This is a genomic window from Pilimelia terevasa (assembly GCF_014647915.1).
Taxonomy (GTDB): Bacteria; Actinomycetota; Actinomycetes; order Mycobacteriales; family Micromonosporaceae; genus Pilimelia; species Pilimelia terevasa.
The window spans coordinates 92,293-104,885 of the sequence record NZ_BMQC01000003.1 but is presented as its reverse complement, the minus strand read 5'-3'; the positions used below and the strand labels follow the sequence as shown (position 1 = coordinate 104,885).

12 protein-coding genes are annotated in these 12,593 nt (G+C 72.0%); 10 read left to right on the top strand and 2 right to left on the bottom strand.

What is annotated here, in order from left to right:
* Positions 1-10 precede the first annotated feature (10 nt).
* Positions 11-334, bottom strand: coding sequence for a DUF3817 domain-containing protein (locus tag IEY75_RS05645; protein WP_189113135.1), 324 nt, complete (start codon positions 332-334; stop codon positions 11-13).
* A gap of 430 nt (positions 335-764) precedes the next feature.
* Here IEY75_RS05645 and IEY75_RS05640 point away from each other — a divergent pair, with 430 nt between their 5' ends.
* From IEY75_RS05640 to IEY75_RS05605, 8 genes are all read left to right on the top strand, one after another.
* Positions 765-1,283, top strand: a complete 519-nt coding sequence (locus tag IEY75_RS05640; protein ID WP_229789414.1) for a DUF4360 domain-containing protein — start codon at positions 765-767, stop codon at positions 1,281-1,283.
* A gap of 80 nt (positions 1,284-1,363) precedes the next feature.
* Entirely contained in the window at positions 1,364-2,008 is a 645-nt protein-coding gene (locus tag IEY75_RS05635; RefSeq protein ID WP_189113133.1) for a DUF4360 domain-containing protein, read from the top strand.
* A gap of 24 nt (positions 2,009-2,032) precedes the next feature.
* Positions 2,033-2,635 carry a DUF4360 domain-containing protein gene (locus tag IEY75_RS05630; protein WP_189113132.1) on the top strand — a complete coding sequence of 201 codons (603 nt, stop codon included), beginning with the start codon at positions 2,033-2,035 and terminating at the stop codon, positions 2,633-2,635.
* Positions 2,611-3,255, top strand: coding sequence for a DUF4360 domain-containing protein (locus IEY75_RS05625; RefSeq protein WP_308425672.1), 645 nt, complete (start codon positions 2,611-2,613; stop codon positions 3,253-3,255). Before IEY75_RS05630 ends, IEY75_RS05625 begins: the two co-directional genes overlap by 25 nt.
* Before the next feature lie 74 nt (positions 3,256-3,329).
* Positions 3,330-3,950, top strand: coding sequence for a DUF4360 domain-containing protein (locus IEY75_RS05620; protein WP_189113130.1), 621 nt, complete (start codon positions 3,330-3,332; stop codon positions 3,948-3,950).
* Positions 3,951-3,991: 41 nt separating this feature from the next.
* A complete protein-coding gene (locus IEY75_RS05615) occupies positions 3,992-4,612 on the top strand; it encodes a DUF4360 domain-containing protein (RefSeq protein WP_189113129.1) in 621 nt (206 codons plus the stop codon).
* Between the two features lie 64 nt (positions 4,613-4,676).
* Positions 4,677-5,267, top strand: a complete 591-nt coding sequence (locus tag IEY75_RS05610; RefSeq protein ID WP_189113128.1) for a hypothetical protein — start codon at positions 4,677-4,679, stop codon at positions 5,265-5,267.
* On the top strand, positions 5,261-5,851 hold the full coding sequence (locus IEY75_RS05605) for a DUF4360 domain-containing protein (RefSeq protein ID WP_189113127.1): 591 nt from the start codon (positions 5,261-5,263) through the stop codon (positions 5,849-5,851). Before IEY75_RS05610 ends, IEY75_RS05605 begins: the two co-directional genes overlap by 7 nt.
* Positions 5,852-5,878: 27 nt before the next feature.
* On the opposite strand, the gene ileS is transcribed toward IEY75_RS05605, so the two are convergent.
* Entirely contained in the window at positions 5,879-8,998 is a 3,120-nt protein-coding gene (gene ileS / locus IEY75_RS05600) for an isoleucine--tRNA ligase (RefSeq protein ID WP_189113126.1), read from the bottom strand.
* Between the two features lie 197 nt (positions 8,999-9,195).
* On the opposite strand from ileS, the gene tmk reads away from it, so the two are divergent.
* A complete protein-coding gene (gene tmk, locus IEY75_RS05595) occupies positions 9,196-11,373 on the top strand; it encodes a dTMP kinase (RefSeq protein ID WP_373290212.1) in 2,178 nt (725 codons plus the stop codon).
* Positions 11,370-12,563, top strand: a complete 1,194-nt coding sequence (locus tag IEY75_RS05590; protein ID WP_189113125.1) for a DNA polymerase III subunit delta' — start codon at positions 11,370-11,372, stop codon at positions 12,561-12,563. The genes tmk and IEY75_RS05590 overlap by 4 nt, the downstream gene beginning before the upstream one ends.
* Positions 12,564-12,593: the final 30 nt, after the last annotated feature.

Sequence of the window (12,593 nt, the reverse complement as noted above, 5' to 3'; positions counted from 1 at the left end):
AGGTCAGCGGTCAGCCACGGGCATCAGTGGTCGGCTCTGCCGTCCGTTCCGGATGTCGCAGGGTCAGCCAGCGTTCGAACGCCAGCGTCGTCAGCGGCGGAATCGATGCGGCCAGCGCCACCGCAGCGCGTCCCCACGGCCACCGCTCCGTGCGCGCGACCCAGACGGTCGCAATCAGGTACCCGACGAACAGCGCCCCGTGCAGTCGGCCGAAGAGCCACACCCCGGCGGTCGTCGTCCCGCTGACGTACTTCAGGTACATGCCGACGAGCAGACCGGCCCAGGTGAACGCCTCTGCCGCCGCGGCCCACCGGAAAATTCGGCGCGGATTCACGCCACCACCTCCTCCGAGATGCGCTCACGCTATCCGCACCGCCAGTTTCGTGGGACCACGCCCCCGGAGGGCTGGGTCGACCGTGGCGACTGTCGACTTCCGGACAGTGATGGATCTACAGCAGTACCGTTTCCGCTGCTAGCGTCGGCACCGTCATGCACGAGTACACGGTCGACGTCTGTGACATGTCTTACGTCCTATGTGGATCACATCCACGTCTGCACGTTCGGGATGGTCGCTACGATCATGCCGCGACAGCACGGACCTCGCCCGTGCTGCGACCTGTCGTCCGGTGGACGTCACCCCTCAGGAAGGACAAGCATCAATGTATACGGGGAAGCGTTGGGCGACCGTGGCACTCGGCATGGCGATGGGCGTCGCTGGCGTGGCCACGCCAGCGACCGCGAACGTAGTCAATCCCGAGGTGACCATGTCCTTCGAGGGCGCCAGCGGCACCGGATGCCCTCACGACTCGGTGACGTCCAGCCTTTCGGACGGCGGGCGGGCGATCACGCTGATGTACAGCCGGTTCGAAGCCACCACCGACCGCGCCGCGGAGATGATCAAACGGTGCACGTCGAAGTTGAAGCTGCACTACCCGGACGGCTACACCTACGCGGTGGTGGCGGTGGATCACCGTGGATTCCACGACCTCCCGGCGGGGGCCGTCGGCCAGCTCGGCGCGCAGTACTACTTCACGGGGTTGGAGGGCGAGGTCGCCGCCCGCCACCGGTTCGAGGGTCCGCGGTCAACGACCTTCCACCAGCGCCACGAGGTGGCGACCGAGGTGTGGGCACCCTGCGGGGCCGACCTGACCTTCAACATCAACACATCGGTTGCGGTGAGCAGGGGTTCCGGGGCCACCAGTCGGGCCACCATGGCCATCGACTCGCAGGACGGCTCCGTCTCCGAACAGCTCAACCTGAAGTGGAAGCGCTGCACCTCCTAGCGGCCGACAGCCCCGCCCTCCGCCCGTCGGCGACGCCGTCGGCGGCCTCCCTCCCGTTCTCTGGACCTGGAGAAGAAGACATGTCTGTACGTAGTGGTCGGCGCGTGCGCGCCGGTGCGATGATCGGCATCTGTGCCGCGTCACTTCTGGCGGCGCCTGCCCAGGCGGCACCGCCACCGGAGTACTTGAAGATCACCAAGGTGTCCGGTGCGGGCAGCGGCTGCCGTCAGGGCACCTACGAAGGCGCCGCCCAGGATCGCGGCAAGCGGTTCATCATGGAGTTCAACGACTACGTCGTCCGTACTCCGAGGGAGTCGCCGGCCGACGAGGTGCAGCGCAACTGCACCATCAAACTGGACATCCAAACCGTGCCTGGCTGGACATACGCGCTCGTCAGTGTTACCTACCGCGGAGTCGCGTTGCGGGAGAGGGGCGCCAAGGCGAGCCTCACCGCCCGGTACTACTTCGAGGGCGGGACGGGTAACCGGGAGCAGTCGTACCCCGATATCGCGAAGGTCGACGACGGCGTCCTCAACGAATTCAAGGTGTTGCAGCAGAGTCAGGAGACGGTCTACATGCCGTGCGACTCGAAGCGTTCGCTCGTCATTCCGACCCGGCTGGACGTCGAAGGCCAGAGCAACGCGCGGGCAGAGGTCCAACTGGGCGGCACCGACGGAATGACGACCGTCGTGGACTTCGAACCCATCAGCTGCCCCCAACCCTGACCCCGACCCTGAGAGGACCGAGCCATGTGGAAGTACGCACCTGTAGTCGTGTCGGTGGCGACGCTGGCGGCTGCGACGCTTGCCGGATCAGCCGTGATGGCGGCCGAGCCACGGCGCGCAGCCGAAACGACCTTTTCGCTCGACGGCAGCGGCGGGCCGGGATGCCCGCGCCCCACGGTGGAAGCGCAGCCCGAATCTGACGGGAGTCTCACGCTGCGCACCTCCAAGCTGCGTGTGTCGGCGGGCAACACCATGGCGATCTGTACGCTGCGCATCAAGGTTGACGGGCCGAAGGGCTGGTCGTTCGCGCTGCCGACCTATCGGTACCGCGGTACCGCTCACCTCTACAAGGACCTGACGGCCAGGGTCAACACCAGCGTGTTCTTCACCGGTGAGACCGGCCAGCCGACCACCGGCTTCGGGCTGCTGGAGATGCGCGGCAGCTTTGACATGTCTCATTCGGCGGCGCGCGAGACGCTGGCGTACCTCCCGTGCGGCGCGGACGTGACCATGAACGTCACCACCACGCTGGCGCTGAGCGCCAACACGACCCCCAGCAAGTTGGACATCGACTCGGTCCGGCTCTCGCCGGACGACCTGGTGTGGCGCGAGTGCCCGAGCCGCTGAGCGCCGGGAGGGGCGTTGTCCGGCGTGCCTGGAGCCTGGTGCTCTGTGCGGGGCTGGTGCTTCTCCCCTCGGGGGCAACGGCGGCACCCGGCGCGGACCGGCTCCGAATCGTCAGCGCGACCGGGGCCGGTCCGGGCTGCCGCCAGGGAGCGTACCTGGCATCGGTGTCCGAGGACGCCCAGGCATTCCTGATCCTCTACGACGACTTTCGTGCCGAGGTCCCGAGCGGGGGACGCTACGGCGACTTCACCAACTGCTCCCTCCTGCTCAACGTCGACGTGCCCGAGCGCATGTCCTACAGCTTGACCAAAGTCGTGCATGAGGGATCGGGCCGCATGACGCGGCACGCCCGGATCGCGCTGATGTCGAACGTCTTCTTCGTGGGGCAGGCACAGCCGGTGCCCACCGTCAACGATCGGCTGGTGGCGGACGACGACAAGCACCACGGCTTCCTCAGCGTGGAGGAGATCGGTGCGCCGCAGTGGTCGGAGTGCGGGCGGGACAGTCTCCTGCGGGTGTTCTCGGGATTGCGGGCCGAGGCGCCCGCCGGGGGCCGTGCCGAGGCTTACTTCGGCGGTACCACCAGTGAGACGTTGCATTTCCGGACGCGGAGCTGCTGACCTGTGCGGCGGCGCGGTATACGAACCTGGCGGGTGGCTGCCCGCGGAGAGCAGAGACGCGAATGACCAGATGTGTGACGGCCGCGGCGGTGCTGGGAGCGGCACTTCCGATCATCCTGGTGGCAGGAGTCGCGGATGCTGTAGCTTCGCCGGCACCGCGCCCGACCGAGACGATCACCTACTCGGGATCCGCTGGTCCGGGCTGTGTGAAGAACGGCGTGACGCCGAGCGAACTGGGGGACGGGTCCCTCCGCCTGCGGTATCCGGCGATGACTGTCAAAGCGCCGGCCTCCACCGGGGTGAACTGTACGGTGCGGTTCACGGTCGACACCCCGGCCGGCTGGACCTTCGCCGTACCGCGGGCGACCTACACGGGTGCCGCCAAGCTCACGGGCGGTGCCAGGGCGACGCTGAGCACCAAGTTCGTGTTCTCCGGTCAACCGGGCCAGGTCGCCTCGGCGGGTTTCGAGTCCCTCCACGGAGGTTACGTAGTACCGACCGTATTCCGCGACGACCAGCTCACGTTCATGCCGTGTGGCGCCAAGCCGTTCCTCAGCATGACGGCGCACATCGGCATCGATGCGGCTGTACCCGGGGTGCCGGCTGGTGTGTCCGTGGAGAGCGTGCTGCTGACGCCGTCGGACTTCGTCTGGCGGCAGTGCGCCGCCTCCGCGTCCGGGTCGGCTCAGCGATGAGGCCGCGTAGGCGCGCGCTCCGCTGGGCGAGCGTCGCGGCGGTGGTCGCGGTCGTCACCGGGGGCGCACCGCCCGCGGCGCAGGCCGGGGAAGCGCGGGAGGATCCCGGTGTGACGTTGGAGAAGTTCACCCATGCCGGTCCTGGCTGCCCGGCCGGCTCGGCCGACGCCGCCATCGCCGACGACAAGCGGTCCTTCGCCATCACCTACGACCAGTTCATTGTGGGACGCAACTTGACCCCGCCGCGGGCGGAGGAACTCAACTGCACGTTGCGGCTGCACATCAAGGCGCCGCCGAGAGCCCGTTTCGCACTGTGGAAAGTGTGGACCCACGGTCTGGGTCGGCTCAGCGCCGGCGGCAAGGGCGCGCTCCGGGTGTCGTACTTCTACACCGGCAGCCGGATGCCGGAGCCGATCGACTACGGCAGCCCGGTGTCGAGCGACGGGCGCGACCAGCTCTTCTCCAAGGAGTACACCGTCCCGGACAGCGAACTTGCGTGGTCCGAGTGCGGCGTCACCCGGTTCCTCAACGTGGTGACCTTCCTGGACGTCGCGCAGGGCGCCGACCCAAACGCCCGGGCGATGCTCCAGCTGATCGGCAACGATGTGGTACCGGGTGACCCCGAGCCGAGTGGGGTCGAGTTACGGACCAAAACCTGCTGACCGCCCGGCCGATGGTCGGGCCGGGCGGAACGCCCAGTCACCTAACTTCGGAGGTGCGTGCACGATGACCAGAATCCGTCGCAGGTCCGCCTACGCGGTGCCGCTGTCCGCCATCCTGACGGCCGCCGTGGCACTGCACCCCGCGGGCATCGCGGCCGCTGCCGCCGACCCCGTGGTCAGTCTTCGGCTTTCGCGGGCCGACGGCACCGCCTGCCAACCCCAGGACACGGTGCTCACCCACACCCAGGACGGCTCCGCCTCCGCGGCGACCTTCAGCAAGTTCGTCCTGGAGGGGGACCAGGGTCCCCGGGCACTGGACTGCACGCTGAGTGGCGCGATGCAGGTGCCGGCCGGTTGGCGCGCCCAGTTCGTCGTTGTCATGAGTAGCTTCGGGTACGCCGAGCGCGCATCCCGACTCCAGATGACCACGACGATCGGCGATGCGGAGCCGACGGTCGAGATGAAGGAGTTCCCGCCTGCCCACGCCACCGTGTACCAGATGCTGGTGGAGCAGAAGGTCGCCCTGAAATGTGGCCAGGTCCTGCCGTTCAAGATGCGGATCGCCGGTAGCGGCGTCGCGCCGCGTGGCTCGCAGGCGGTCGACGGGGCGGACGTGGGTACCTCGCTGAACTCGGTGGAGTACACCAGGTGCTGAGCAGAACCCGATCGAGGATGCTGGCAGCCGCCCTCGGCATCGCGGCAGTCGTACCCGCTCTGGGGGGCTCGGCGTCAGCGGCCGCGGCACCGGCCGTCACGCTGGTGGGTGCCACCGGGTCGGGTTGTCCGCGCACCTCGGTCACCGCGAGCGGGGACGAGAACGGCGCGATCGTGGTGCGTTACCAGCAGCTCGCCGTGGCGGGTACGAGGCAGACGCAGTGCACCACGCTGCTGCGGGTTGGGGTGCCGGAAGGCTGGACCTACGCTGTACCAGGCACCGTGTGGGGCGGGCACGCAGTGCTGTCGGCTGACACGACGGCCCGACTCACCACACGCACCTACTACGCCGGAGGCGCTGGGCCGCCCGCTGTCCGCACCGGCGTCACCGGCCTGGTCGGCCCGTTTCGCTGGGAGCCGCAGTTCGCGCCCGACACCCTCACCTTCCACCCGTGCGATGCGAAGCGGGATCTCGCTGTCGCGGTGGGACTGGAAATCCTCGGCGCCGCGGAGTCCCGGATCTCCGTGGCGACGCTGGAGTTGTCGCCACACGATCTTCTGTGGAAGCGGTGCCCGACGCGCTAGACCGCCGCGGGCCAGGACGGCGTCTGGTCACGCGCGGCGCAGCGTGTACCGCAGAGGGAGGTCGGCGGCGGTGACGTCGCCGGCTCCCTCTGACATGTCGCTCGCCAGTACGGCTTCGGCAATCTCCGCGGCGTGTGCGCGAACTGCCTCGGCCAGCTCGGTCTCGGCGGCGGACCAGGTGAGGACGATCCGGTCCGTGATATCGAGGCCGGCCTGCTTGCGGGCCTCCTGGAGGGTGCGGATGACCTCGCGGGCCAGTCCCGCCCGGCGCAGTTCCGGGGTGATCTCGGTGTCGAGCGCGATCGTGACGTCGCGCGCCGCGTGGACCGCCCATCCCCTGCGGGGTGCCTGGGTCACGAACACGTCGTCGGCCGTCAGCGCGACCTCCCCGCCGTCCACCGTGACCGTCGCCGTACCCCCGTCGGCGACCGCCGTCGCCAGCGCCGCCGCGTCCGCCGCGGCGACCGCCCGCGCGACCACCTGGGTGCGTCCGCCGAACCGCCTGCCCAGGGCGCGGAAGTTGGCCTTCACCGTGATGTCGACGACCTCGTCGGCGCCGTGCAGCGGTGCCAGTTCGCGGACGTTCAGCTCCTCGGCGACGTAGGCCAGCAGCTCCGGTGCGGGCATCGCGCCCGCCGGCACGCCGAGCAGGGCGCGGCCCAGCGGCTGGCGGACCCGCAGGCTGTTGGCCTTGCGGGCGGCCCGGCCGGCGTCGACCAGCGCGCGGACGGTGGCCATCTGCGCGCGCAGCCCGTCGTCCAGGGCGGCGGTGTCGCAGGCGGGCCACGTGGACAGGTGGACCGACTCGGCGGCGGCCGGCGTACCGGGGCGGACCGCGCGCTGCCAGACGTGTTCGGCGACGAACGGCACGAGCGGGGCCAGCAGCCGGGTCAGCACGTCGATCGTCTCGTACAGCGTCGCCAGCGCCGCCGGCTCGCCGGCCCAGAACCGGGCCCGGGACAGCCGCACGTACCAGTTGGAGACGTCGTCGATGAAGTCCGCCAGCGCCCGCCCGGCCCCGGCGGTGTCGAACCCGTCCAGGGCCTCGCCCACGACCCGGACCACGTGGTGCAGCTCGGCCCGCAGCCAGCGGTCCAGCGGCGTCAGCGGCAGGGCGGCCGGCTCGTCGGCCGGGCGCCAGGCACTGGTCGAGGCGTACAGGGTGAAGAAGGACACGGTGTTCCAGTATGTGAGCAGCGTCCGCCGGACGATCTCCTCCAGCGGCGCGTCGCCGACCCGGCGCGAGCCCCACGGGGAGCCGGCGCACAGCATGAACCAGCGCAGCGCGTCGGCGCCGTGCTTGTCCATCAGCGGCACCGGGGCGATGACGTTGCCGAGGTGCTTGGACATCTTGCGCCCGTCCTCGGCGACGATGTGGCCGAGGCAGAGGACGTTCTCGTAGGAGGACCTGTCGAAGACCAGGGTGCCGATGGCCATCAGCGTGTAGAACCAGCCGCGGGTCTGGTCGATCGCCTCGGCGATGAACTGCGCGGGGTACGCCTCCGCGAACCGCTCCGCCGACCCGGGCGCGTGCGGGTAGCCGAGCTGGGCGAACGGCATGGAGCCGGAGTCGAACCAGGCGTCGACGACCTCGGGCACCCGGTGCGCGCGGGTGCCGCACCGGGGGCAGTCGAAGCTGATGTCGTCGATGTAGGGGCGGTGCGGGTCCAGGTCGGACAGGTCGCCGTGGGTGAGCCGGCCCAGCTCGGCGCGGGACTCCACGCAGGTCAGGTGGCCCTCGCCGCAGCGCCACAGCGGCAGGGGGGTACCCCAGTACCGGTTGCGGGACAGCGCCCAGTCGACGTTGTTGTGCAGCCAGTCGCCGTACCGGCCGTCGCGGATGTGCGCGGGGTGCCAGCCGGTGGCGGCGTTCTCCCGCAGCAGCGCGTCGCGGATCTGGGTGGTGCGGATGTACCAGGAGAGCTGCGCGTAGTACATCAGCGGCGTGTGGCAGCGCCAGCAGTGCGGGTAGCTGTGCGCGTACATGGTGGCCCGGAACAGGACGCCGCGGGCGCGCAGCTCCTCGGTCAGCGGCGCGTCGGCGTCCTTGAAGAACACCCCGCCGACCAGGGGCACGTCGGCGCCGAACCGGCCGTCGGGGCCGATCGGGTTGACCACCGGCAGCCCGTACGCGCGGCAGGAGATCAGGTCGTCGGCGCCGAAGGCGGGCGCCTGGTGGACCAGGCCGGTGCCGTCGCTGGTGGTGACGTAGTCGGCGAGGATCACGTAGTGCGCGTCGGGGACCTCGACCAGGTCGAGCGGGCGCCGGTACCGGACCCGCTCCAGGTCCCGGCCCGACAGGCTCGCCACCACGGCGGCGTCCTCGCCGAGGACGGACTTGACCAGCGGCTCGGCGACGACGAACAGGCCCTGCTCGGTGCGCGCCAGCACGTAGGTGACGTCGGGGTGCACGGCGACGGCGGTGTTCGAGACCAGCGTCCACGGGGTGGTGGTCCAGACGAGCAGTTCGGCGCCCTCGTGCCCGGCCAGCGGCCCGTCGACCGGCAGCCGGACGTACACCGACGGGTCGGTGATGGTCTCGTACCCCTGCGCCACCTCGTGGTCGGACAGGCCGGTGCCGCAGCGCGGGCAGTACGGCGCGACCCGGTGGTCCTCGACCAGCAGTCCCTTGTCGAAGATCTGCTTGAGCGCCCACCAGACGCTCTCGACGTACCCGGCGTCCATCGTCCGGTACGGGCGCTCCATGTCCACCCAGTAGCCGCAGCGGGTGGTCATCTCCTCGAAGTCGGCGACGTGCCGCTGGACGGACTCGCGGCAGCGGGCGTTGAACTCGGCCACGCCGATCCGCTCGATGTCCTGCTTGCCCGAGATGCCGAGCTCCTTCTCCACGGCGATCTCGACGGGCAGGCCGTGGCAGTCCCAGCCGGCGACCCGGGGCACGTGGTACCCCTTCATCGTCCGGTACCGCGGGAAGACGTCCTTGAAAACCCGCGACTCGACGTGGTGGGCGCCCGGGCGGCCGTTGGCCGTCGGCGGCCCCTCGTAGAACACCCAGCGCGGGCCGTCGGCGGTCTGGGCCAGCGAGCGCCCGAAGATGTCCTTCTCCCGCCAGAACGCCAGGATCTCGTGGTCCACCGCCGGCAGGTCGACGCGTGGCGGCAGGGCGGAGAACGGCGACTGGGACACCCGGGTGCTCCTAGCGGACTCGGCGCTCCTGGCGAGCGGCCGGCGGACGACGCCCCATGGTATCGCCGGCCGCCTGTACACCGCGCCCGAGATCACTGCGCCCGATGAGGCCGCCTGTCCGAGATGTCCGGATGAGGGTGATCGGCTGGGCGCCGCTACAGTGAGTCCGGCGGCACCGCGTCGGTACGGCGGCGCCGGTGCCTGGATGCGGCGCGGCCGAGGGGGCGGACATCACCAGCACGGGAACGGACGCAACGGACGGGCGGCCGGGCGGCGGCGCGGCCGCCGGCCCGCCGCCGCCGGCCGCCGCCCAGGTCGACCTCGGCGGGCTGGCCGCGCTGCGCGCCGTCCTGCGGATCCGCCCGTTCCGGCGGCTCTGGCTGGTCCTCGGCGTCGCGTCGCTCGGCGACTGGCTCGGCCTGCTGGCCACCGCGGCCTTCGCCTCCGCCCAGGTCAGCGGCAGCGTGCAGCAGGGGCTGGCGTTCAGCTCCGTGATCGCCGTACGGCTGCTGCCCGCGCTCCTGCTCGGCCCCGCGGCCGGCGTGCTGGCCGACCGGTGGGACCGCCGGTACACGATGGTCATCTGCGACCTGCTCCGGTTCGTCCTGTTCGCCTCGATCCCGCTCGGCGCGCTGGTGATCGACCGGGGGACGACGGTGGTCGCCTGGGCGGCGGTCGCCACGTTCTTCATCGAGAGCGTGACCCTGGTGTGGCTGCCCGCCAAGGAGGCCGCGGTCCCGAACCTGATCCCGCGCAGCCGCCTGGAGATCTCCAACCAGCTCACGCTCATCACCACGTACGGCGTCACCCCCGTGCTCGCCGCGGCGAGCCTGTCGGTGCTGGACCGGAGCCTGCGCGCGGCCGTGCGCACCCCGCCGGAGTGGGCCGAGCCGGCCAACCTCGCCCTGTACTTCAACTCCGTGTCGCGGCTCGCGCTCGCGGTCGTCGTCTTCTTCGGCATCCGCGAGATCAGCGGCCGGACCGCGGTCGGGCCGGACGGGGGTGCCGGCGGCATGGTGCGCCAGTTCGTCGACGGCTGGAAGTACATCGGCCAGACCCGGATGGTGCGGGGCCTGGTCCTGGGCATCCTCGGCGCGTTCGCCTGCGGCGGCGTGGTGATCGGCGTCGCCAAGTTCTTCGCCGTCTCCCTCGGCGCCGGTGACGCCGCGTTCTACATGCTGTTCGGCGCGCTGTTCGTCGGGCTGGCGGCCGGGATCGGGGCGGGGCCGGCGCTGGTCCGGGCGCTGTCGCGGCGCCGCTGGTTCGGCATGAGCATCGTGCTGGCGGGCGCGTCGGTGTTCATCCTCGCCGTGTCGGTGCACCTGGCGCTCGCGCTGGCCGGGGCGGTCCTGGTCGGCACCGGCGCCGGGATGGCGTTCCTGTCCGGTACGACGCTGCTCGGCGGCGAGGTCGGCGACGACGTGCGCGGCCGGGTGTTCGCCTTCGTCCAGACGGCCACGCGGGTGGTGCTGATCCTGGCCATCGGCCTGTCCGGCGCGTTCGTCGGCATCGGCGGCTCGCACGAGTTCCGGCTCGGGGAGGCGGCGTTCTCGGTGTCGGCGACGCGCGCGCTGCTGTTCGTCGCGGGGCTGCTGAGCATCTTCGCCGGCATCAGCGCCTTCCGCCAGATGGACGACAAGCCGGGCGTACCGGTGCTGCGCGACCTGTGGTGGTCGATCCGCGGCCGGCCGCTGTCGGCCGCCCACCCCGTCGCCGGGCCGGGCCTGTTCGTCGTGTTCGAGGGCGGCGAGGGCACCGGCAAGTCGACCCAGCTCGCCAAGCTGGCCACGACGCTGATCGACGCCGGGCACCGGGTCGCGGTCACCCGCGAGCCCGGCGCCACCCCGGTGGGCCGGCGGATCCGGGAGCTGCTGCTGGAGCGCGCCGAGGACGCGGTCACCGCGCGCGCCGAGGCGCTGCTGTACGCGGCCGACCGGGCCCAGCACGTCGCCACGGTCGTCCGGCCCGCGCTGGAGCGCGGGGAGGTGGTGGTCAGCGACCGCTTCGTGGACTCCTCGCTGGCCTACCAGGGGGCCGGCCGGACGCTGCCCGACGGCGATGTCGCCTGGCTGTCCGACTGGGCCACCGGGGGGCTGCGGCCCGACCTGGTGATCCTGCTCGACCTGGACCCCGCGCTGGGCCTGCGCCGGGCCGCCGACCGCGGTACCCCGGACCGGCTGGAGCGGGAGTCGCTGGCGTTCCACGGCCGGGTGCGGCAGGCGTTCCTCGACCTGGCGGCGACCGAGCCGGCCCGGTACCTGGTGCTGGACGCCGGGCTGCCGATCGAGATCCTCGCCGACCGGATCCGCGAGCGCGTCACCGAACTCGTCGAGGCGTCCGGCGTGCGGCTGGCGCCGGCCGGGGGTCTCCGGTGAGCGCCCCGGTCTTCGCCGACGTGGTCGGCCAGCCCGCCGCCGTGGCGACCCTCGCCGCCGCCGCCGCGGCGGCGGCCGCCCAGGTCCGCGGCGAGGCCGGCGACCCGGGCGCGATGACCCATGCGTGGATCTTCACCGGGCCGCCGGGCAGCGGCCGGTCGGTGGCGGCGCGGGCCTTCGCCGCGGCCCTCCAGTGCGCCGCGGGCGAGGGCTGCGGCGGCTGCGCCGGCTGCCACACCACGCTGGCCGGCACGCACGCCGACGTCCGCACGGTCGCGCCCGAGGGCCTGTCGATCAGCGTCCACGAGATGCGCGCCCTCGTCCTGCGCGCGGCCAGCGCGCCCTCCGGCGGCCGCTGGCAGGTGGTCCTCATCGAGGACGCCGACCGGCTCACCGAGGCGGCCGGCAACGCGCTGCTCAAGGCGGTCGAGGAGCCGCCGCCGCGGACCGTGTTCCTGCTGTGCGCCCCGAGCACCCACCCCGACGACATTTCGGTGACCCTCCGGTCCCGCTGCCGCCTGGTGCCGCTGCGGCAGCCGTCCGCCCCGGCGGTCGCGGCGCTGCTGGAGCAGCGCGACGGCGTCCACGCCACCCTCGCCGGGTGGGCCGCCGCCGCGGCGCAGGGCCACGTCGGGCGGGCCCGCCGCCTGGCCCGCGACGGGCAGGCGCGGGAGCGGCGCGAGGCGGTGCTCGGGGTGCCCCGGCAGCTCCGGTCGGTCGGCGCGTGCTTCACCGCCGCCGCGGCGCTGATCGCCGCCGCCGAGGCGGAGGCCGCCGCGGTGGTCGCCGACGCCGACGAGCGGGAGCGCAGCGCGCTGGCGACCGCCCTCGGCGCCGGCGGTACCGGCCGGGGCGCCGCCGGTGCCGGGCGCGGCGCCGCGGGGCAGCTCAAGGAGCTGGAGCGGCGGCAGAAGTCCCGGGCCACCCGCGCGCAGCGCGACGCCCTGGACCGGGCGCTGATCGACCTGGCCGGTTTCTACCGCGACGTGCTGGTGGCGCAGTGGCGCGCCCCGGTGCCGGCGGTGCACACCGACGCGGCCGAGGCCGTCGCGGGCGCCGCCCGCGCGTGGGAGCCGGAGAGCACCCTGCGCCGGCTGGAGGCGGTACTCGCGTGCCGGACGGCGATCGAGGCGAATGTCAAGCCCCGGATCGCCGTCGAGGCCATGGTGCTCGATATCTGGCGCGGTTGATCCGATACCCGACAGTTCCCCTCACCCGCT

What these genes read in the sequence shown, in the direction of transcription:
- IEY75_RS05640 (WP_229789414.1), top strand. Translation starts at nt 765, where the DNA reads ATGTCCTTCGAGGGCGCCAGCGGCACCGGATGCCCTCACGACTCGGTG.
- IEY75_RS05635 (WP_189113133.1), top strand. Translation starts at nt 1,364, where the DNA reads ATGTCTGTACGTAGTGGTCGGCGCGTGCGCGCCGGTGCGATGATCGGC.
- IEY75_RS05630 (WP_189113132.1), top strand. Translation starts at nt 2,033, where the DNA reads ATGTGGAAGTACGCACCTGTAGTCGTGTCGGTGGCGACGCTGGCGGCT.
- IEY75_RS05610 (WP_189113128.1), top strand. Translation starts at nt 4,677, where the DNA reads ATGACCAGAATCCGTCGCAGGTCCGCCTACGCGGTGCCGCTGTCCGCC.